The organism is Klebsiella ornithinolytica, from assembly GCF_030505655.1.
GTDB lineage: Bacteria > Pseudomonadota > Gammaproteobacteria > Enterobacterales > Enterobacteriaceae > Klebsiella > Klebsiella ornithinolytica.
On the sequence record NZ_CP130153.1, the window covers coordinates 4,224,490 to 4,245,884 of the forward strand.

The window sequence follows — 21,395 nt, forward strand, 5'->3', positions numbered from 1 at the left end:
CACCGGGGAGTCGCAGCCGCTTAGAAGTCGTAGCGCAGACGCACCAGGTTCATATCGCCCAGGTTGTCGGTGCTGGACGTAAAGACGTGCTCATAATCAACGCGGAAACCGTAATCCAGCTGGAAGCTGATCCCCAGCCCGTTATCAATTCGCTGATAGTTACGGCCGTTGACGTACTCCAGGCGATCGCCCATAAAGTACGGCTGAATCGTTTTCACCGCGTACTGACCAATCGGGAAGGTATAACCGGCGAAGTACTCAATCCCCCAGGCATCCCCGGCGAAATAGTCGTAAACATCGGTTTTCTTCGTGGTCATAAAGTTCTGATACCAGCCGCCACCGAAGGAGAAGGTCCAGTTATCCGGTTTCCAGCTCAGCGCCGTACCGAGGATATTCTGATCATAGGTTTTGTTGTCTGCTGTTGACGGGTCGCGCATCTCGGCACGGGTGTAGTTCCACGCGGTCCCCCAGGTCAGGTCCTTAGTGATGTGATAATCCACGCCCACGGAACCGCCGCCTTTACGTTTATAGCGCAGGCCATTGCCCGGCAGATATTCATTATCTTCAAACAAATAAGAAGCATAGAGGTCAACGTCACCCGCCGTTTTCTTATATTTCAGCATATTACGGGAACGATACGAACCATCGTAGTCGCCGTTAATGCCGTTACCCGGCGCCTGGGCGATCATGTCGTAATCCCAGATATCGGTTTTCGCCCCAACCACATCGTAGTAAATACTGTTTTGCTGACCGTAGGTTAGTGTCCCCCAGGTGTCGCTCTTCAGCCCGGTGTACAACATACGGCGGCTCGTATTATTGGCGCCTTCCGCATAGTGGTTATCCCAGTCAAACAACGCCGGAATATTGACCCCCAGCTCGTAATAGCTGATCCAGCTAATATCATCAAACAGATAATAATCAGCGGCGAAGCGGAAACGGGTCCCGCCATCAAAACCATTACGTTTATAAGACCCTTTATCGCCGTCGCCGGACATCATGTTGAACTGCGGACGAATACTCCCGCCGACGGTAAAGTTGAGGCGGCTCAGCGGATCTCCGGCCTGCGGGTCCTGTTTCAGTAGCGTAATCTCAGCCTGGGATGCGAAAGAGGTTAACGCCAGTGCTGCGCCGATCGTCACCGCCAGCGCTTTTATTTTATGTGCCATGCTTTTTCCTTGAGTAATAAGCAACCTTATAGTTTCCAGCTGAATATTAACCGTGATTTGGCATGACGTGTTGTTGGGTTTTTAATGTTTAGTGCTGTTAAAAATCAGTGAGTTATCATTTTGTGCGTTTAAAAAGTCAGCGATTATCATTTCATCGTTCTGTCATTAAAATGAAGTACTGCCGCTCAAACATTATCCATGGAGGAAGCATGTCGAAAAAACTACTGCAGCTGCACTTTGCCTTTAACGGCCCCTTCGGCAGCGAGATGTCCCGCCAGCTCGTGGAGCTGGCCGAGTCCATCAATCAGGAGCCGGGGTTTATCTGGAAGGTCTGGACTGAAAGCGAAAAGAACCACGAAGCGGGCGGGATCTATCTTTTCGAGGATGAAGAGACCGCCCTCGCTTATCTCAATAAGCATACCGCGCGCCTGAAATCACTCGGCGTTGATGAGGTTATCGGCAAAGTTTTCGACGTCAATGAACCGCTCACCGCGCTGAACCACGGTCATCTGCAATAGCGTTTATTTCGCGATAGCGCGCGTATTTTGCCGGGCGGCGGCTGACGCCTGACCCGGCCTACGGTTCCAATATATCAACAGGCTCTATTTTCCCGTCGGTTCGGGCAAGCGCAGCATCGCCAGGCGCTTGCCCGATGAGGTCTCCCTCCAGTCACTGGCTGAACTGGCGAAACAAGGCTTTGCCTTTTAACAGACGCAACCCCAGCCAGCCGCCGCATAACGACAGCAGGAGCGCGCCGCACAGCGGTAACATCACCCACAGTCGCCAGTCCGGCGACCACGGAAAATCAAACACTTTGGTTTGTAGCATCGCCAAAGCCACCTCCGCGCCGATGGCCGCCACTATTCCGGAAACCACCCCCAGCAGCGCAAACTCCGCCCACAGCGTGGTACGCAACAGCGACTTTCCGGCCCCCAGCGTGCGCCAGACCACCAGCTCCTGATAGCGCTGGCGCATACCGACCTGAACCTGCGCCAGCAGCAGCAAAATGCCGCACGCGGTCACCAGCACCACCATCACCTCCAGCGCCCGACTGACCTGCGTCAACACCTGACCCACCTGACGGAGAATCGCGCCAATATCCAGCAGGCTGACGGTGGGGAATTCGCGGTTAAGCTGCGTCAACAGCGTATTGCCGTTATCCCAGCGGAAGCTGGTCAGCCAGCTCTGCGGCTGCTCGTCAAGCGCATTCGGCGGGAAGATAAAGAAGAAGTTTGGCCGCAGACTTTCCCAGTCAACTTTGCGTACGCTGGTGACCGTCGCGCTGAACTCCTGAGTATCGCCGGTAAAGGTCACGCTATCGCCGGTTTTGATCGCCAGCCGCTGCGCCAGTCCTTCCTCGATTGACACCTCTCCGGCTTTGGGCGGCCAGCTGCCGGCCACCAGCGGATTATGATCCGGCCGCTCGCTGCGCCAGGTCAAATTCAGCTCACGGTTCAACGCTTCGTCTTTATTGCTCTCCGCCGCCTGGCCGTTAATTTGCGTCAGGCGGGCGCGCACGATCGGGTAAAATTCGGTCGCCGTAACATGGTGTCCGGCGAGGAACGTTTTCACCGCAGCGACCTGCTCCGGCGCAATATTGATCAAGAAGTAATTGGGGCTTTCCGGCGGCAGCTGCTGCTGCCAGCGATCCAGCAGATCGCCGCGCAGCACCAGCAGCAGCGCCAGTAACATAAACGACAGCGAGAATGCCGCCAGCTGACTCAGGGTTGACCACGGCTGGCGCAGCAGACGGTTCACCGCCAGACGCAGCGGCAGCGCTTTCAGCGTCAACCGCTTCAGCATCCACAGCAGCCCCCAGCCCAACGCGCCGCACAGCAGCGCCAGCACCACGGCCCCGGCCAGTACCGCCCATAGCAGCGGGCTTCCGCCCATCAGCCAGGCCAGCAGAAGCACCACCACCGCACACACCAGCGGAATATAGAATTTCAGCGGCCAGACGTTGGCAACGATATCCTGACGCAGAACCCGCAGCGGCAGCGTTGCCAGCAGCAGGCGATAAGGTCGTAACCCCACCAGCAGCGAAATCACCACCATCGCGCCGATCGCCCACAGCCACGGCCAGCCGCTGGCCGGCGGTAAGGCTACCGGTAGCACCGGTTTTAGCATCAGCAGCAGAATCTGCTCTAGCCCCACCCCCATCGCGCCGCCGGCCACCGCCGCCAGCGCCAGTAGCATCAGCCACTGGCCGACAATAAGCTTACGCAGCTGCGCGCGTCCGGCGCCCAGGGTTTTCAGGATCGCCACCAGATCATAGCGGCTGCGGCAGTAATGGCTCATTGCCACTGCCACCGCGGCCACCGCCAGTAACAGAGTCAGCAGCGCGGACAGCAGCAAAAACTGCTGCGAGCGTTCCAGCGATTTGCCTAAGGCGCTGTCGTCCTGCTGCAGGCCGATCCAGCGATGTTCAGGCCCCAGCTTCGGCAGGAGCCACTTTTCATAGTCCGCCAATTGCTGCGGGGTTCCGGCGTACTTATAGCGCCAGGAGACGCGGCTGCCGGGCTGTACCGCGCCGGTTTTCGCCACATCGGCGGTGTTCATCATCAGCCGCGGCGCCATCTGGAAAGGGTTGAAGCCGGCATCCGGCTCTTGTATCACCTCGCCAGCAATGCGCAGCGTGGCATCGCCGACATCGAGTGTATCGCCGATTTTTAAGTTCAGCAGCGCCATCAGGCGCGGAGCCAGCAGCACGCTTCCGGCCTGGGGTTTCAGGCCCGGCGGCTGCGTCTCCAGCTGACCGTAGAGCGGATAGGTATCGTCGACCGCCTTCACGTCCGCCAGCTGCGGCGTATCGCCGGCAAAGGTCATGGTGGCGAAGCTCAGCTGCTCTCCGACGGTGAGCCCGAGCCTGCGCGCCTCGTCAATCCACTCCGCAGGCACCTCGCGCGAGCTGCGCAGCGTCCGGTCCCCGGCCATAAATTCGCGGCTCTGCTGGCTGAGCCCCTTTTCCATTCGGTCGCCGATCGACCCCAGCGCCAGTACGCAGGCCACCGCCAGGCTCAGCGCCAGCCAGACTATCAGCAGCGAGGGCGAGCGCCATTCGCGCCAGAACCAACGGGCAATCATGCTTCCTCCCGCAGCTGGCCGTCCACCAGACGCAGCCGCCGATCGCAGCGCGCCGCCAGCAGCGGATCGTGGGTCACCAGAATCAGCGTGGTACCATGCTCTCGATTAAGGGAGAACAGCAGATCGGCAATTTTGTCGCCGGTATGGCGGTCAAGATTGCCGGTAGGCTCATCGGCAAACAGCAGCTCAGGCCGGCCGTTAAATGCGCGGGCGAGCGCCACCCGCTGCTGTTCGCCGCCGGAAAGCTGCGCCGGCAGATGATGGAGACGTTTCCCCAGCCCCAGCTGCTCCAGCAAAGCCCGGGCGCTGCCACGGCTTTGGTTATCGGTCTCACCGCGAAGCAGCGCCGGAAGCTCGACATTTTCCAGAGCATTAAGGGTTGGAATCAGCATAAATGACTGAAAGACAAAGCCGACATGTTTAGCACGCAGCCGCGCCCTCGCCTCTTCATCCATCGTATGCAGCGGCTGGCCGAGTAAGGAGACCTCGCCGCTGCTGCCGTCATCCAGCCCGGCAAGGATCGCCAGCAGGGTCGATTTCCCCGAACCCGACTCACCAATCAGGGCGATGGTCTGCGCCGGTTTGACAACCAGCTCAACTCCGGTAAGGATGGAAAGCTGATGCTCTCCCTGACCGACGGACTTCTTAAGATGATGAACTTCAAGTATGTTTTCCGCTGGCATTTGCCTTTCCTGTTTCTGATTTTTTTTGCCTGCCGCGCCATGGCCGCAGACAAGCTATTGGTTCTTGGCGATAGCCTGAGCGCCGGTTATCGCATGGCCGCCAGCGCCGCCTGGCCTGCGCTACTCAACGATAAGTGGCAGACCACAACGCCGGTCATCAACGCCAGCATCAGCGGCGACACCTCGCAGCAAGGACTGGCAAGACTCCCGGCGCTGCTCAAACAGCATCAGCCGCGCTGGGTGCTGGTCGAGTTGGGGGGCAACGACGGGCTGCGCGGCTTCCCGCCCCAGCAAACCGAGCAGACTCTGCGGACGGTGATTCAGGATATCAAAGCCGCCAACGCTCAGCCGTTGTTGATGCAAATTCGCCTGCCCGCGAACTATGGCCGTCGTTATAATGAAGCCTTCAGCGCCCTGTACCCGGCCCTGGCCAAAGAGTTTGATATTCCTCTGCTGCCCTTTTTTATGGAAGAGGTCTATCTGAAACCCCAGTGGATGCAGGATGATGGCATCCATCCCAATCGCGATGCCCAGCCTTTTATTGCCGACTGGATGGCAACCCGGCTGGCACCCTTAGTTAATCATGACTCCTGATCTTCAGGCGTCGCTTGCAGGTAAAGTTATGCAAAAATCGGTTTTAGTTACAGGCTGTTCCAGCGGTATTGGTCTTGAAAGCGCCCTCGATTTAAAACGCCAGGGCTTTAACGTCCTGGCCGCCTGCCGTAAAGCGGATGACGTGGCGCGGATGCAGGAGCTCGGGCTGACCGGTATTTTGCTGGACCTCGACGACCCGCAAAGCGTTGAACGCGCCGCTGCGGAGGTCATCGCCTTGACCAATAATCGCCTGTACGGGCTGTTTAATAATGCCGGATACGGCGTCTATGGCCCGCTCGCCACCATTAGCCGTCAACAGATGGAGGCGCAGTTTTCCGCCAACTTTTTTGGCGCACACCAGCTGACGATGTTACTTCTGCCGGCAATGGAGCCGCACGGCGAAGGGCGTATCGTCATGACCTCCTCGGTCATGGGGATCATCTCCAGCCCCGGTCGCGGCGCCTACGCGGCCAGCAAATATGCGCTGGAAGCCTGGTCCGATGCGCTGCGTATGGAGCTGCGCTATAGCGGCATTAAGGTCAGCCTGATTGAGCCCGGTCCTATCACCACCCGTTTTACCACCAACGTCAACCAAACCCAGCGCGATAAGCCGGTGGAGAATCCGGGTATCGCCGCACGCTTTACCCTCGGCCCGGAAGCGGTGGTGGAAAAAGTGCGCCATGCTTTTACCAGCGACAAACCGCAATTGCGCTATCCGGTGACCCTTGTCACCCACGCCGTGGCGCTGCTCAAACGCCTGCTGCCGACGCGACTGATGGACAAAATTATCCAGGGCTGAGTTGAAGCTCCGGCCGTCGCCCCCATGTATACCCAAAATCGACTAAAGAGATGCGCTCATGTCAGTACAGAATGTTATCAATATTACCGAAGCTAACCTGCACCAGACGCTGGAGCAATCCGTTACTGCGCCGGTGCTGTTTTATTTCTGGTCAGCGCGCAGCCAGCACTGCGAGCAGCTGACGCCGGTTCTGGAAGGGCTGGCTGCGCAATACAACGGGCAGTTCACGCTGGCGAAAGTGGACTGCGACGCTGAGCAGATGCTTGCCTCACAGTTTGGCCTGCGCTCAATCCCGACGGTTTATCTGTTCCAGAACGGCCAGCCGGTAGACGGTTTCGAAGGCCCGCAGCCGGAATCAGCCATCCGCGCGCTGCTGGATAAAGTCCTGCCCCGCGAAGAGGAGCTGAAAGCTCAGCAGGCGCTGGCGCTGATGCAGGAAGAAAAATATCTTGAGGCTCTGCCGCTGCTGAAAGACGCGTGGCAGATGTCGAACCAGGACAGCCAGATTGGCCTGCTGCTGGCGGAAACGTTGATCGCGCTGCAGCGTTCCGACGAAGCCGAAGCGGTGCTGAAAACCGTTCCGCTGCAGGATCAGGATACCCGCTATCAGGGGCTGGTCGCGCAGATTGAGCTGCTGAAACAGGCGGCCGATACGCCGGAAATTCAACAGCTGCAGCAGCAGGTTGAACAGCATCCAGAAGACGCCGCGCTGGCCGCTCAGCTCGCGCTGCAGCTGCATCAGGTTGGCCGTAACGAAGAAGCGCTGGCGCTGCTGTTCAGCCATTTGCAGAAGGATTTAGGCGCCGGAGACGGCCAGGTCCGCAAGATGTTGCAAGAGATCCTTGCCGCACTGGGTACCGGCGATGCCTTAGCGGCGAAGTACCGTCGCCAGCTCTATTCGCTGCTGTACTAATCCCCTTATCCGCCTCAGTCCCCCCGGTCGCGCAGCGCTGACCGGGGCCGAGGGCGGTACTGTCAGATAGCCCGGAGAAGGCGCACGCGCCGCCATCCGGGGAATTATCTCGTTTATGCGTGCTTTTTCAACTGCGTCACCACCAGCTGATGGCGGGCGTTAAAGAACTTCCGGTAGGTCAGATAGCCGGCGATAATCGTCGACAGACTGGCGGTGGAGAGCAGCATAAACGTCACCATTATCTGATACTTAATGGCCTTCACCGGATCAATCCCGGCAAAAATCAGCCCTGACATCATGCCGGGCAAACTCACCAGCCCCACCGTTTTAGCCGAATCAATGGTCGGGATCAGCGACGCGCGAATACTGTCGCGAATTAGCCCGGCAGCCGCCATTTTCGGCGTGGCGCCCAGACTGAGCTTCTCCTGAATTTGCTGCTGCTCGCTGTTAAAGCGCTGTCCCATATTGTTGTAGCACAGCCCGACCGCCACCATCGCGTTTCCGGCCACCATCCCGGCGATCGGAATCACCTGCATCGGCACAAAAGCAATGGAGCCGGAGAAGACCAGCACCGCCAGGGTCAGCCCTGCGCCGGTGGTAATGGCGATAAACGATGAGATGAAGGCCTTATCGATATATTTGCTGCGCTTTTGCGCGTTCCACGCCGCGTTAAAGCAAATAAACAGCACCATAAGCAGCGTCAGCAGCGCGTGGTTAACGTTGAAGATATATTTCAGGACGTAGCCGACAATAATCAGCTGCACCACCGCCCGGCAGATACTCCAGACGATATCTTTTTCCAGCGCCAGTTTTTCCCGGTAGCTTACAATAATCGCCACCAGTACCAGCACCATCGAAAGCGCCAGTGATTCGTTAGTAATATTATGCCCGTTCATGAGATACCTCCTGAGCGTTGCCGCCGGCGGGCTGCAACGTAATCACCTCATCAGCATGGGCAATTTCATTGCGATCGTGGGTGACCCACAGCACCGCAATATTTTTTTCCGTCACATAACGATGAATAATATCGTTGACGTTGTGTTTATTACTTTCGTCCAGCGCACTGGTAATTTCATCGAGCAACAATACCTGGGGCAAAAATTGCAAATTACGGATCAGCGAAACCCGCTGTTTTTCTCCCCCAGAAAGCTCATTGATTGATTTTTCCAGCGTATTTTCCGCAAGACCAAAGCGTTGTAAATCAGCAATCAGCGCTTTAGGATCCGGCTGCTGACGGCGAATCTGCCAGGGAAAAATCAGATTGTCATAGACCGAGTCACCAAACAGCGCCGGGGTCTGCGCGCAGTAGGAGACCTGCTGGCGGTAGGTTTCCGGCGACAGCGTCGTAATATCGCGTTCGGCAAAAAAAATCTGCCCGGAGGTGGGGCTCAGCAGCGAGGCGATAATTTTCAGCAAGGTGCTTTTTCCGCAGCCGGAAGGCCCGGTAATCAGCTTAAATTCTCCGGCCTGCAGCTGGAGGTTTATATTATTAAGTATGATCGTCTCGTCGACCTGAAAGCCAACATGCTCAAGACGCAAAATAGCGTTATTTTCCTTCATTATTGTTCCACTTTTTTCCCACAACCCAGCTAGTTTACTCCAGTTTCCTTTCGCCTGGATGAGGAGAAAGATATACTCAATTTAAACCTGCGTCATTTTTTCTGGCGCCTCATCAGGCAATAAAACAGGAGGTTTTTTGATGCTGATCTTTATCCCCGTACTCATTTTCGTCGCGCTGGTTGTCGTTATGGCGGGCGTTAAAATCGTCCCCCAGGGCTTCCAGTGGACCGTTGAGCGTTTCGGCCGCTACACCATGACGCTGCAGCCGGGTTTAAGCCTGGTGGTACCATTTATGGATCGCATTGGCCGTAAGATTAATATGATGGAGCAGGTGCTTGATATTCCCTCCCAGGAGGTTATTTCACGCGATAACGCCAACGTGACGATTGATGCAGTGTGCTTTATTCAGGTCATTGATGCGCCAAAAGCGGCTTATGAGGTCAGCAATTTACAGCAGGCGATCGTTAACCTGACGATGACCAACATTCGTACCGTTCTTGGCTCGATGGAACTTGACGAAATGCTCTCTCAGCGCGACAGCATTAACACCCGCCTGCTGCATATTGTCGACGAAGCAACGAACCCGTGGGGCGTCAAAATTACCCGCGTTGAAATTCGCGACGTGCGCCCGCCGGCTGAACTTATTGCCTCGATGAACGCCCAGATGAAAGCCGAACGAACCAAACGCGCCTATATTCTTGAAGCCGAAGGGATACGCCAGGCCGAAATTCTCAAAGCCGAAGGGGAAAAGCAGTCGCAGATCCTGAAAGCGGAAGGGGAACGCCAGTCGGCATTCTTACAGGCTGAGGCCCGCGAACGTTCTGCGGAAGCGGAAGCCCGCGCAACGCAGATGGTCTCGTCCGCTATCGCCTCCGGCGATATTCAGGCGATTAACTACTTTGTCGCCCAGAAATACACCGATGCGCTGCAGAAAATTGGTTCCGCTAATAACAGCAAAGTGGTGATGATGCCGCTCGATGCCAGCAGCCTGATGGGCTCCATCGCCGGTATCAGCGAGCTTATTAAAGAAGGTTCTGGCGAACGGAAAAAATCATGATCGCGCTCATTCTCGCCCATCCGCATATTTTCTGGCTGAGCCTCGGCGGGCTACTGCTGGCCGCTGAAATGCTGGGCGGCAACGGCTATCTGCTGTGGAGCGGCATCGCCGGCGTGGTCACCGGACTCCTCTCCTGGGCTCTGCCCTTCGGCTGGGAGTGGCAGGGCACGCTGTTCGCCGCGCTGACTTTGCTGGCCGCCTGGCTGTGGTCACACTGGCTGCGCAGACAGGTCGCGCGCCAGAAACCGGCCGACGCGCAGCTCAACCAGCGCGGCAAGCAGCTGGTCGGCCGCGTCTTCATGCTGGAAAGCCCGCTGATCAACGGCCATGGTCACGTGCGCGTCGGCGACAGCTCGTGGCCGGTGGTGGCCGATGAGGACCTTGCCGCAGGCAGCCACGTAGAGGTACTGGCCGTCGAAGGTATTACGCTGCGCGTGCGGGCCACCGCGCCACGCCGCTAAGCCTGCGTCTTGCGGTGACAGCAGCCGGAAAGGTTGTCGATAATTGGGCAATCGGCGCCGTCATCGCCGGGACAGGATTCCGCCAGCGCCAGCAGATGCCTGCGCATATTTTGCAATTCGCTGATATGGCGCTCAATATCCGCAACTTTATCCAGCGTTCTGCGCTTAACGTCCGCACTGTGCCGCGACGGATCGTTAAACAGAAAGATCAATTCGCGGCACTCCTCAAGATTAAAGCCGACCTGCCGCGCCTGGCGCAGTAAGGTCAGTTCATCCAGGTGTCGTTGACTGTAGCTGCGATAGCCGTTCTCACTACGCAGCGGCGGCGTGACCAGTCCCTTCTCTTCATAAAAGCGAATCGCTTTACTGGTTAAGCCGGTTTTTTTTGCCACATCGCTGATATTCACGAGTCCTCCGTCGATTGGCGCCTACAGAGCATCATTATAACCCACTTCCCTTCATCGCCTACCGGCGACGCCTCAGGAAACTCTCTTCCTTGCAGCGTAGCGCGTCCGGGGAATCATTTTCTGTAACAATTGCCTGTTATAAGTGATCGCTTTCGCAATCCTGACTCTTTCATCTTTTAATTCTACGCGGGTAGATCTATTAATTTACCGAAGAAATATAATATCTACGCGAGTAGAACATGAGGCGTTAAAACCTGCGGCTTTTGTCGACAGCTTACTTCAAGGAGTTCTTATGAACACGCATTCATCCTCTGTTCCCCTGACTGACGGCCAGCAGGCTGCCCAGGAGCGCATGGAAACCCCCGAAGGGCGCCGCGAATTCTGGCGAGCGACGTTTTCCTGCTGGTTAGGCACCACGATGGAATATGCCGATTTTGCCCTCTACGGACTTGCCGCCGGCATTATCTTTGGCGATGTCTTTTTTCCGCAGGCTACCCCTGTCATGGCGCTTCTCTCCAGCTTTGCCGCCTATTCCGTTGGTTTTATTGCGCGCCCCATCGGCGCGCTGTTGTTTGGCTGGATAGGCGACCGGCACGGGCGGAAAATTGTCATGGTGATCACCATCGGCCTGATGGGATTCTCAACCATGCTAATCGGCTTAATTCCCAGCTACGCCCAGATTGGCGTATGGGCGCCGGTGTGCCTGGTTATTCTGCGATTCTCTCAAGGGCTGGGGGCCGGAGCAGAACTCTCAGGCGGCACCGTGATGCTCGGAGAATACGCCCCCGTGAAGCGCCGCGGGCTGGTCTCTTCCATTATCGCTCTCGGCTCCAACAGCGGCACTTTACTCGCCTCTCTGGTGTGGCTCGTCGTCTTACAAATGGACAAAGATGCGTTGCTCAGTTGGGGATGGCGCATCCCTTTCCTCAGCAGCATTCTCATCGCCGCGACGGCGCTGTTCATTCGCCGCCATATCCGTGAAACGCCGGTCTTTGAACGGCAAAAAGCGCTGCTCAAGGCCGAACGTGAAAAATCGCTGCGCCGCGGCCAGGTAATGAAACAACACGACACCCGTAGCTTCTGGCGACGCACCCGAGCGTTCTGGACGATGGTCGGCTTACGCATCGGCGAAAATGGCCCTTCCTACCTCGCCCAGGGCTTTATCATTGGCTATGTCGCCAAGGTTCTGATGGTTGATAAATCGGTCCCGACGGTGGCGGTGTTTATCGCCTCGATTCTGGGATTCGCCATTATTCCGCTGGCGGGCTGGCTTTCCGATCGCTTCGGTCGACGCATCATCTATCGTTGGTTCTGCCTGTTACTGATCCTGTACGCATTTCCGGCTTTTATGCTGCTCGACTCCCGTGAGCCGTGGATTGTTATCCCCACTATTATTACCGGCATGGGGCTCGCTTCGCTGGGTATTTTCGGTGTCCAGGCGGCCTGGGGCGTTGAGCTGTTTGGCGTGACTAACCGCTATACCAAAATGGCCTTCGCCAAAGAGCTGGGCTCGATTATGTCGGGCGGTACCGCGCCGCTGGTGGCCTCGGCGCTGCTCTCGTTCTACGGGCACTGGTGGCCTATCGCCGTCTATTTCTCGCTGATGGCCGCCATCGGTCTGGTGACCACCTTTTTCGCTCCGGAGACGCGCGGGCGCGATCTCAATTTACCTGAGGACGCGATTTGAGTACGGAGAACGGCGAGTGCGCGTGCGTTACCAAAGATTTTTGGCTGACAACACCTTATGCTGTGCGGAAAAGAGAATGCTCTGAACTCAACCAGGTAGGTGCCCCGTGACCCAATCACATTCACAGCGCGTAACACGTTCCGATGTCGCAAAGGAGGCGGGAACATCTGTCGCGGTCGTGAGTTACGTTATTAATAACGGTCCACGCCCCGTTGCTGAAGCGACCCGACAGCGCGTGCTGCAGGCGATTAAGAAAACCGGTTACCGGCCCAATGGTATCGCCCGCGCGCTGGCCTCGGGGAGCACGCAAACATACGGGCTTGTGGCCCCGGATATCTCAAACCCGTTTATTGCCTCCATGGCGCACGCCCTGCAGCGCGAAGCGTTTGCTGACGGTAAGGTGCTCCTGCTGGGGGATGCGGGAGATAACAGCGGACGAGAGCGTGAACTGATCAACAACATGCTCAATCGCCAGGTCGACGGCCTGATTTATACCAGCGTTGACCGGCATCCGTATATTGAGTTAATTGCAGAGAGCGGCACGCCCTGCGTGATGTTGGATCGCGTCGATGCCGGATTAAACGTCAGCGTTATTCAGGTGGATGAACAGCTGGCGGCCTGGCAGGTGACGAAACATCTTATCGATCACGGCTACCGCGATATCGGCATCATCTGTGGTCCGCGTGAAATGCTCAACACCCAGGATCGTATTCGGGGATGGCAGTTAGCGCTGGAAGAAGCGTCGCTTGCGGTCACCCCTGGCTGGATTTTTTCGACCAATTACACGCGGGCAGGAGGCTATGAGGCGACAAAACGTATGCTGCAGGGTAAGCCGCCGCGCGCGCTGTTTGCCACCAATGAACAGCAGGCGCTGGGCTGCTTACGCGCATTGGCAGAGCACGGGCTGCGTGTGCCCCAGGATGTGGCGCTGGTCTGCTTTAACGCTACACAAGAATCGGCTTACAACGTCCCTTCCTTAACGGCCGTCCGCCAGCCCGTCGACAAAATGGCCCGGGCGGCGATCGACATGCTGAAAAACTGGGACGGCAAGGTTCGCCGCGTTGAATTTGAGTTTTATTTACGAGTGGGAGAGTCGTGTGGCTGCCAGGGACATGAAGTACAACCTGAGACAAGATGAAAATGAATCCATGCGCGTGATTATCGACTGCGACCCGGGGAACGGCGTTCCGGGCGCCAATATCGATGACGGCCTGGCGCTGGCGCTGGCGATTGCCGCCCCGCAAATCACCCTGGAAATGATCACCACCGTGGCAGGCAATACGCCGGTAGAAACCGGCTATGCCGTCGCCAAAGCCCTCGTCCGACAGTTGGATATCCCCGTTCCGGTCTACCGCGGCGCCGCCCGCGCCCTCAGAGAAGACCCGCAGCCCTGGCGCGAAAAACTCGATCGTGGCGTCGATCGCGCTGGCTTACGTCAGCTATGGTCGGACGTCCCTGCGCCGCCAACGTGTCAGGCCGCGCAGCCTTTGGCACCGCAGGCCATCGGTGAGCTGATCTGCAACCATCCCGGCGAGATAACGCTGATTGCCACCGGGCCACTCACCAACGTGGCGATAGCGCTGCAACTCTATCCCGAAATCGTTCATACGGTTAAAAACATCGTGATCATGGGCGGGGTGTTCAACGTTGCCGGCTATATCAAAGACACCAATTTTGGTTTGGATCCTGAAGCGGCACACGCCGTACTCACCAGCGGCGCGCCTGTCACGCTGGTGCCGATGGATGTCACCACGAAAACGCAAATGCTTCATCGCGATCTGGATCGTCTGACTTCGGTAAAAAACGGGCTTAGCCGTTACCTGGCCCAGACTGTTCGCCCGTGGATCGCCTACTCGATGCAGACCCGCAACCTGCCCGGATGCTGGATCCATGATGTTGTAACCGTTGCCTGGTTGCTCGATCCGACGATGGCGACGACGACAGAAGATTACCTCGACGTCTCTCTGGAAGGCATCACTCGCGGTATGACCTGCCGCTACGGCCGCGACGGCCTGCGCCTGGACGTAGGGGTTCCCGAGCCGCAAGGCGCGACAGTACGCATCCTCGAAAGTATCGATAACACCCATCTTCTGGCGCTGCTCGAACACTATATTCACCGTTACCGCGCCTAACATTCCGGCACTAGCAAGAGGAATACCATGGCTTCGCGGGCAGGGTTTTGCGGAGGAAAAATGAATACGTTGGCGGTCATTTTATCTGGCGAGGGAGAATCTGTTTTCATTACGCTATGCAAAATTGGCGTGGCTTTCATTCTCGGCGGCATCATCGGTCTGGAGAGAGAATCAAAAGGTAAACCGGTTGGCTTTAAAACCTGCGTGATTATTTCCGTAGCCAGCTGCGTCCTGACGATTGTCTCGATCCAGTCAGCGGAGTATTACGCTGAGATCTCCGCCAATATCCGCAGCGATCCGATGCGCCTGGCGGCGCAGATCATCAGCGGCGTCGGGTTTCTCGGTGCGGGCGTGATCCTCCACCGCCATGACGATGCGATTTCCGGGCTGACGACAGCGGCAATCGTATGGGCTTCCGCAGGGGTAGGCATTACCAGCGGCGCCGGTTTTTATCTGCATGCTCTTCTCGCCACCGGATTATTTCTGCTGGCGATCAAGCTCAGCTATTGCGTCATTTTTTTACAAACTAAAAATCAGTCACCCGGTAAAGTAAAAATCCGCATTATTCTTGATGAAAAATCCGGCTTAGAAACGCTAATAGCGAGTATTACGCAGCAAAAAAATATTATCGAAACCATCACCATTCGTGATTTAAAAAAGGGAAAAATAGAGGTCAACCTCAAGATGGTGGTGAGAAAAAAAATGACCCTACCCGAACTGTACAGCAGCCTTTCCTCTCTGGAACATGTCTGCGCGATTGCGCTGGAACACTAAACACGCCGTCGCAAATAAACACCTTGACCTTCCCCTTGCTGGAAGGTTTAACCTTTATCACAGTCAGTCATCCCTGTCATAAAGGAGTGTGTTATGTCTCAAACCATCGACCTGGCCCTGGACGGTTTGTCCTGCGGTCACTGCGTCAAACGCGTAAAAGAAAGCCTCGAACAGCGCCCGGACGTTGAGCTAGCTGAAGTCACCGTCACCGAAGCACACGTGACCGGTAGCGCCAGTGCAGAAGCGCTTATCGAAACGATCAAGCAGGCCGGTTACGGCGCAGAGTTAAGCCACCCAAAGGCTAAACCGCTGGCGGAGTCATCAATCCCGTCGGAAGCGCTGACAGCGGTCTCTTCTGAGCTTCCGGCAGCGACGGCTGATGATGAAAGCCAACAGCTGCTGTTAAGCGGCATGAGCTGCGCCAGCTGTGTTTCCCGGGTACAAAACGCGCTGCAAAGCGTACCGGGCGTCACGCAGGCACGGGTAAATCTCGCGGAACGCACTGCGCTGGTTATGGGCAGCGCGTCCGCCGCAGAATTAGTTCAGGCGGTGGAGAAGGCAGGCTACGGTGCCGAAGCGATCGAAGATGATCTGCAACGCCGCGAACGCCAGCAGGAAACCGCTATCGCCACCATGAAACGCTTCCGCTGGCAGGCGATTGTTGCCCTGCTGGTGGGGGTGCCGGTCATGGTCTGGGGAATGATCGGTGACAATATGATGGTCAGCGATGATAACCGTTCCCTGTGGCTGGTTATCGGGCTTGTCACCCTCGCGGTGATGGTCTTCGCCGGCGGCCATTTCTATCGCAGCGCATGGAAAAGCCTGAAAAACGGTACCGCCACCATGGATACGCTGGTGGCGCTGGGAACCGGCGTAGCATGGCTCTATTCCATGAGCGTCAACCTGTGGCCGCAGTGGTTCCCGATGGAAGCTCGCCATCTCTACTATGAAGCCAGCGCAATGATTATCGGCTTAATTAACCTCGGCCATATGCTGGAAGCCCGCGCCCGTCAGCGCTCCTCAAAAGCGCTGGAAAAACTGCTCGATCTGACGCCGCCCTCGGCGCGAGTGGTCAGCGAAGAGGGGGAAAAAAGCGTGCCGCTGGCCGACGTTCAGCCGGGGATGACCCTGCGCCTGACTACCGGCGACCGGGTTCCGGTTGACGGCGTTATAAGCCAGGGCGAAGCCTGGCTGGATGAGGCGATGCTGACCGGCGAACCTATTCCCCAACAAAAAACGGATGGCGACACGCTGCATGCCGGCACCGTGGTCCAGGACGGCAGCGTTCTGTTTACCGCCAGCGCCGTCGGCAGCCAGACGACGCTTGCTCGTATCATCCGCATGGTGCGCCAGGCGCAAAGCAGCAAACCGGAAATCGGCCAGCTGGCGGATAAAATCTCCGCCGTATTCGTGCCGGCCGTGGTGGTTATCGCCCTGTTCAGTGCGGCAATCTGGTACTTCTTCGGGCCGGCGCCGCAAATTGTCTATACCCTGGTGATCGCCACCACGGTGCTGATTATCGCCTGTCCCTGTGCTCTGGGTCTGGCGACGCCGATGTCGATTATCTCCGGCGTGGGTCGCGCGGCGGAATATGGCGTGCTGGTTCGCGATGCGGATGCGCTGCAGCGCGCCAGCCAGCTCGATACCATCGTCTTTGATAAAACGGGCACCCTGACCGAAGGTAAACCGCAGGTTGTAGCGGTAAAAACCTTTGCCGATGTTGATGAGTCCACCGCGCTACGTCTTGCGGCGGCACTGGAGCAAGGCTCCAGTCACCCGCTGGCGCGGGCGATCATCGAGAAAGCCGCCGATAGCCAGCTGCCGGTAGTCAACAACTTCCGCACCCTGCGCGGGCTCGGCGTCAGCGGCGAGGCCGAAGGCCATACTCTACTGCTCGGTAACCAGGCGCTGCTCAATGAGCAAAAGATTGCCACCGCCGCCGTCGAAAACGAGATCGCCGCCCAGGCATCACAAGGGACAACGCCGGTGCTGCTGGCGATCGATGGTCAGGTCGCGGCACTGTTCGCTATTCGCGACCCGCTGCGTAGCGATAGCGTCGCTGCGCTGGCTCGCCTGCATCGCCAGGGTTATCGTCTGGTGATGCTGACCGGGGATAACCCCACGACCGCCAACGCGATTGCCAAAGAAGCAGGCATCGACGAAGTGATCGCCGGCGTGCTGCCGGACGGTAAAGCTGACGCTATCAAGCGCCTGCAAAGCCAGGGGCATCAGGTGGCGATGGTCGGTGACGGCATCAACGACGCGCCGGCGCTGGCCCAGGCCGACGTCGGGATTGCGATGGGCGGTGGGAGCGATGTAGCCATTGAGACAGCAGCCATCACCCTGATGCGTCATAGTCTGAACGGCGTGGCGGATGCGCTGGCAATTTCAAAAGCCACGCTGCGCAACATGAAACAGAACCTGCTGGGGGCCTTTGTGTACAACTCGCTGGGGATCCCCATCGCCGCCGGGATCTTATGGCCGCTGACCGGAACGTTGCTTAACCCGGTGGTAGCCGGGGCCGCTATGGCGCTCTCTTCCATTACCGTGGTCAGCAACGCAAACCGGCTGCTGCGCTTTAAACCGAAAGACTAGATGTTATGACCCATACGCGCTAGCATGAAGGCTTCACACTACGGAGCGCGTATGGGCCTGTTAAACCGAATAAAAATGCTGTGGCGTGCCGCCGTCGGCGCGTCTTATTCCTGGCCCGCACTGGATATTACCCTTCCCGGAGAGCGCTATTTGCATCTGGTCGGCAGTATTCATATGGGCACCCGCGACATGTCCCCTCCTCCCGCCAGGCTGCTGAAAAAAATTCGTCAGGCCGACGCCCTCATCGTTGAGGCGGATATCACCGGGAACGAAACGCCCTTTGCAGACCTCCCCCCCTGTCCGCCGCTGGCCGAGCGTTTAAACCCGCAGCAGCTCGTCGAGCTGGAGAGCCGGGCCGCGGAACTCGGGCTGTCGACGGCGTTGTTTGACAGTCAGCCGCTCTGGCAGGTCGCCATGGTGTTACAGGCGACGCAGGCCCAGAAGCTGGGTCTGCGTGCGGATTACGGTATTGACTACCAGCTGCTGATGGCGGCGCGCGAGAGCAACGTGCGGGTAATGGAGCTGGAAGGCACCGACAGCCAGATAGCGCTGCTGCGCAATCTGCCGGACGGCGGGCTGGCGCTGCTGGAGGATACGTTGACCCACTGGCGCACAAACGCCCGTCTTTTGCAGGTGATGATCGGCTGGTGGCTGGAGCAGCCGCCCGCCAAAGGCGTCACCACGCTGCCGACAACCTTTAGCCAGTCGCTGTACGATGTATTGATGCATCAGCGCAATCAGGCGTGGCGCGAGACGCTGCTGGCGCTGCCGCCGGGGCGCTATGTTGTCGCCGTCGGTGCGCTGCATTTATATGGTGAAGGGAATCTGCCCGATATGCTGACGTAAAAAAAATGGCCAATATTTCTATTGGCCCGTCAAAGAGGAATTTCATCATTATTATTATCCCGGAATTTGCATTCCGGATCGTTCGATTGTCGCTCAAAGTGACCATCACTGCCAATACTATTGCGCAAGATGGTACTATTTTTTACACATTCAACAGGCGTATGCTGACAGCACGTGAGATCGGTTGGTAAGAAGGATAAGTATGACTCCCGCCGTTAAGTTACTCGAAAAAAACAAAATTGCTTTTAAGATCCACAGCTACGATCACGACCCCAATGAAACCAACTTCGGCGACGAAGTGGTGCGCAAACTGGGGCTGAACGCAGACCAGGTTTATAAGACGCTGCTGGTCGCGGTCAACGGCGATATGAAACATCTGGCCGTGGCGGTGACGCCGGTGGCCGGGCAGCTGGATTTGAAAAAAGTGGCCAAAGCCCTGGGCGCGAAGAAGGTGGACATGGCAGATCCCATGGTCGCCCAGCGTACGACGGGCTATCTGGTCGGCGGCATCAGCCCGCTCGGGCAGAAGAAACGGCTACCGACGCTGATTGATGCCCCGGCCCAGGCGTTTAACGCCATTTATATTTCTGGCGGCAAGCGCGGGCTGGATATCGAACTGGCGGCCAGCGATTTAGCGAAGATTCTCGACGCCAAATTCGCCGATATCGCCCGCCGCGATTAATTGCGCCTCGGCGCACAGGGACCTGTAAACCGGAACTATCCCGAAGGCGGCGCGTCGCGCCTGACCAGGCTACTCATCCACCAAATCGTGGCGAACCGGTAGCCCGGTCAGCGCAGCGCCACCGGGCTCATCCTCACGCGTTACTGCCAGCTCACCTCGCCTTTCGGCTCATAGGCGGCCGCGTCCAGCGGTGAGTTTTTCTGGATATACTCTTTCAGCACTTCGGCATCGATAAAACCGGTATTCACATAACCCGGCTTAGTGTCGATATGCGGATAGCCGTCACCGCCGGTCCCGTTAAAGCTCAACGTCGCCATCCGGTAGGTCTTCGTCGGATCGACCGGTTCGCCTTTGATTTTCAGATCGTTCAGCTTGCCGTCTTTCGCCACGAAGCTGACGTTGGCGAACTGCGGATAGGCGCCGGAGTCAGGTTTCATCTGCGCCACGGCGGTCAGATATTCCGTCACTTCCTTACCGCTCATATCGACATACACCAGCACGTTACCGAACGGCTGCACTTTCATGACATCTTTATAGGTAATATCCCCGGCTTCGATGGAGTCACGAATACCGCCGCCGCTCATCACGGCAAAATCGGCATTGCTACGCGCCATTTGTGCCGCCAGCAGCAGGCGTCCCATATTAGTCTGCACAAAACGTACCTTGCTGCGATCGCCTTCAAGATGCCCATTCACGCTGCCAATTTTGACCTGAAGCTGCGCTTTGCCTTTATTCTGGAATGGCGTCAGCAGCGACAGCATCTGCGGGTTTTCCGGGATTTGCGGCGTATAGAGCACGCGTTCGCTCTGACCGTTATCATAGGTCACCTTCTTCTTCAGATTGACCGGGATCAGCTGATAATGCACCAGCTTCATCTCGCCGTTGCGGAACTCAAAATCCGCGCGACCGACATATTTACCCCACTCGTGCGCCTGAACGATCCAGATACCGTTCTGTCTGTCCGGCGCACAGGGCGTGCCCGGTACATAATCGACCTGTTTTTTATTCTCCGAGGCCATACAGACCGGATCCTGCGAATGACCGCCGACGATCATCGCCAGCGATCCTGCCGGCAGGCTGCGCGCCATTTCGACATCGCCAGGGGCGTTAGAACCATGATTTCCGTTGTCATAATGGCCCATATGGGTGGTCGCCAGAATCACATCCGGTTTTTCATTCAGCTGCAGTTCCTGGATAACCAGTTTGGCCTCGTCCGCCGGTTTGCGGAATTCAATGTCGGTGAAATATTCCGGGTTACCTATCTTCGCCGTGTCATCGGTAGTCAGGCCAATGACCGCGATTTTTAATCCCCCGCGTTTAAACAGCGCCCAGGGTTTAAACAGACGCTCGCCGGTGCTTTTTTGGTAGATATTGGCGGAGAGGAACGGAAACTTTGACCACTTTTCCTGCTGGCGTAGCACGCTGAGCGGATTATCAAACTCGTGGTTGCCCACTGCCATCGCATCATAGCCAATCAGGTTCATACCGCGAAAATCTGGCTCTGCATCCTGTAAATCCGACTCCGGCACACCGGTATTAATATCGCCGCCGGACAACAGCAGAACGCTGCCGCCCTCAGCGGCGACCTCTTTGCGGATCCCGTCGACCAACGTCTTTTGCGCCGCCAGACCATATTCACCGTAATCATTACGCCAGAAGTGACCGTGGTGATCGTTGGTATGCAGGATGGTGATTTTATAGGTTTTATCCTGCTCATATGCCTGTGCGGATAAGCTTCCCAGAGACAGCGCGGTAAATAGCCCCAGCGCCACCGCCCGTTTTAAAAAATGCATATTTCTCTCCCTGACTTAATAAACAAGTGCCGAAAGTATAGCGAGTTACGTCGACAGACAAATATGTTTTCCGAATTGAGACTTCCTTCAAACCTTAGTGGCAGGTATGTTAGTCAGATAATAATTCCACCTGCATCCACAATAACACGCTCAAAGTGAACC

The 21,395-nt window shown here is 57.1% G+C and carries 20 protein-coding genes; 13 read left to right on the forward strand and 7 right to left on the reverse strand.

What is annotated here, in order from left to right; translation table 11 throughout:
* Positions 1 to 20: 20 nt before the first annotated feature.
* Positions 21 to 1,166, reverse strand: a complete 1,146-nt coding sequence (locus tag Q1L34_RS20140; RefSeq protein WP_044346317.1) for a porin — start codon at positions 1,164 to 1,166, stop codon at positions 21 to 23.
* A 209-nt stretch (positions 1,167 to 1,375) separates the two neighbouring features.
* Here Q1L34_RS20140 and Q1L34_RS20145 point away from each other — a divergent pair, with 209 nt between their 5' ends.
* On the forward strand, positions 1,376 to 1,684 hold the full coding sequence (locus tag Q1L34_RS20145; protein WP_004858861.1) for a monooxygenase: 309 nt from the start codon (positions 1,376 to 1,378) through the stop codon (positions 1,682 to 1,684).
* 151 nt (positions 1,685 to 1,835) lie between these two features.
* Here Q1L34_RS20145 and ybbP read toward each other — a convergent pair whose 3' ends face one another.
* Positions 1,836 to 4,250, reverse strand: coding sequence for a putative ABC transporter permease subunit YbbP (gene ybbP, locus Q1L34_RS20150; protein ID WP_104895451.1), 2,415 nt, complete (start codon positions 4,248 to 4,250; stop codon positions 1,836 to 1,838).
* Positions 4,247 to 4,933 carry a putative ABC transporter ATP-binding protein YbbA gene (ybbA, locus tag Q1L34_RS20155; protein WP_032716774.1) on the reverse strand — a complete coding sequence of 229 codons (687 nt, stop codon included), beginning with the start codon at positions 4,931 to 4,933 and terminating at the stop codon, positions 4,247 to 4,249. The genes ybbP and ybbA overlap by 4 nt, the downstream gene beginning before the upstream one ends.
* Here ybbA and tesA point away from each other — a divergent pair.
* Genes tesA through Q1L34_RS20170 form a run of 3 tightly spaced genes read left to right on the forward strand, consistent with a single transcriptional unit; the run spans position 4,904 to position 7,239 of the window.
* The gene (gene tesA, locus Q1L34_RS20160; protein WP_032689237.1) at positions 4,904 to 5,527 is read left to right on the forward strand and encodes a multifunctional acyl-CoA thioesterase I/protease I/lysophospholipase L1; all 624 of its coding nucleotides are present in this window, start codon (positions 4,904 to 4,906) and stop codon (positions 5,525 to 5,527) included. The two genes, ybbA and tesA, sit on opposite strands and share 30 nt — an antisense overlap.
* Positions 5,517 to 6,326: an SDR family oxidoreductase gene (locus Q1L34_RS20165; RefSeq protein ID WP_160873212.1), complete on the forward strand. Its 810-nt coding sequence runs from the start codon at positions 5,517 to 5,519 to the stop codon at positions 6,324 to 6,326. Before tesA ends, Q1L34_RS20165 begins: the two co-directional genes overlap by 11 nt.
* Before the next feature lie 58 nt (positions 6,327 to 6,384).
* Complete coding sequence (locus Q1L34_RS20170) at positions 6,385 to 7,239, forward strand: co-chaperone YbbN (protein ID WP_004858849.1); 855 nt, start codon at positions 6,385 to 6,387, stop codon at positions 7,237 to 7,239.
* A 113-nt stretch (positions 7,240 to 7,352) separates the two neighbouring features.
* Here Q1L34_RS20170 and fetB read toward each other — a convergent pair whose 3' ends face one another.
* Together fetB and fetA are read right to left on the reverse strand one after the other, a co-directional pair.
* A complete protein-coding gene (gene fetB / locus Q1L34_RS20175) occupies positions 7,353 to 8,135 on the reverse strand; it encodes an iron efflux ABC transporter permease subunit FetB (RefSeq protein WP_044346325.1) in 783 nt (260 codons plus the stop codon).
* Positions 8,122 to 8,799 (reverse strand): iron efflux ABC transporter ATP-binding subunit FetA, encoded by a 678-nt coding sequence (gene fetA, locus Q1L34_RS20180; protein WP_065905912.1) that lies wholly within the window; start codon positions 8,797 to 8,799, stop codon positions 8,122 to 8,124. The genes fetB and fetA overlap by 14 nt, the downstream gene beginning before the upstream one ends.
* A gap of 139 nt (positions 8,800 to 8,938) precedes the next feature.
* Between fetA and Q1L34_RS20185 the strand changes: the two genes are divergently transcribed.
* Both Q1L34_RS20185 and Q1L34_RS20190 read left to right on the forward strand, forming a co-directional pair.
* Positions 8,939 to 9,856: an SPFH domain-containing protein gene (locus Q1L34_RS20185; RefSeq protein ID WP_004858844.1), complete on the forward strand. Its 918-nt coding sequence runs from the start codon at positions 8,939 to 8,941 to the stop codon at positions 9,854 to 9,856.
* Positions 9,853 to 10,317 (forward strand): NfeD family protein, encoded by a 465-nt coding sequence (locus Q1L34_RS20190; protein ID WP_004858842.1) that lies wholly within the window; start codon positions 9,853 to 9,855, stop codon positions 10,315 to 10,317. The genes Q1L34_RS20185 and Q1L34_RS20190 overlap by 4 nt, the downstream gene beginning before the upstream one ends.
* On the opposite strand, the gene cueR is transcribed toward Q1L34_RS20190, so the two are convergent.
* Complete coding sequence (cueR, locus tag Q1L34_RS20195; protein WP_004858840.1) at positions 10,314 to 10,724, reverse strand: Cu(I)-responsive transcriptional regulator; 411 nt, start codon at positions 10,722 to 10,724, stop codon at positions 10,314 to 10,316. The genes Q1L34_RS20190 and cueR overlap by 4 nt on opposite strands.
* Before the next feature lie 292 nt (positions 10,725 to 11,016).
* On the opposite strand from cueR, the gene Q1L34_RS20200 reads away from it, so the two are divergent.
* From Q1L34_RS20200 to ybaK, 7 genes are all read left to right on the forward strand, one after another.
* Positions 11,017 to 12,411, forward strand: coding sequence for an MFS transporter (locus Q1L34_RS20200; protein WP_004858838.1), 1,395 nt, complete (start codon positions 11,017 to 11,019; stop codon positions 12,409 to 12,411).
* A 106-nt stretch (positions 12,412 to 12,517) separates the two neighbouring features.
* Positions 12,518 to 13,549, forward strand: coding sequence for a LacI family DNA-binding transcriptional regulator (locus Q1L34_RS20205; protein WP_004858836.1), 1,032 nt, complete (start codon positions 12,518 to 12,520; stop codon positions 13,547 to 13,549).
* 10 nt (positions 13,550 to 13,559) lie between these two features.
* Positions 13,560 to 14,543, forward strand: coding sequence for a nucleoside hydrolase (locus Q1L34_RS20210; RefSeq protein ID WP_015585007.1), 984 nt, complete (start codon positions 13,560 to 13,562; stop codon positions 14,541 to 14,543).
* Between the two features lie 60 nt (positions 14,544 to 14,603).
* Positions 14,604 to 15,317 carry an MgtC/SapB family protein gene (locus Q1L34_RS20215; protein WP_004858832.1) on the forward strand — a complete coding sequence of 238 codons (714 nt, stop codon included), beginning with the start codon at positions 14,604 to 14,606 and terminating at the stop codon, positions 15,315 to 15,317.
* Positions 15,318 to 15,410: 93 nt separating this feature from the next.
* A complete protein-coding gene (copA, locus tag Q1L34_RS20220; RefSeq protein WP_015585008.1) occupies positions 15,411 to 17,912 on the forward strand; it encodes a copper-exporting P-type ATPase CopA in 2,502 nt (833 codons plus the stop codon).
* A 51-nt stretch (positions 17,913 to 17,963) separates the two neighbouring features.
* Entirely contained in the window at positions 17,964 to 18,758 is a 795-nt protein-coding gene (locus Q1L34_RS20225; RefSeq protein WP_004858828.1) for a TraB/GumN family protein, read from the forward strand.
* A gap of 202 nt (positions 18,759 to 18,960) precedes the next feature.
* A complete protein-coding gene (gene ybaK / locus Q1L34_RS20230; protein ID WP_004858826.1) occupies positions 18,961 to 19,440 on the forward strand; it encodes a Cys-tRNA(Pro)/Cys-tRNA(Cys) deacylase YbaK in 480 nt (159 codons plus the stop codon).
* 140 nt (positions 19,441 to 19,580) lie between these two features.
* On the opposite strand, the gene ushA is transcribed toward ybaK, so the two are convergent.
* On the reverse strand, positions 19,581 to 21,233 hold the full coding sequence (ushA, locus tag Q1L34_RS20235; protein ID WP_004858825.1) for a bifunctional UDP-sugar hydrolase/5'-nucleotidase UshA: 1,653 nt from the start codon (positions 21,231 to 21,233) through the stop codon (positions 19,581 to 19,583).
* Between the last annotated feature and the right edge of the window lie 162 nt (positions 21,234 to 21,395).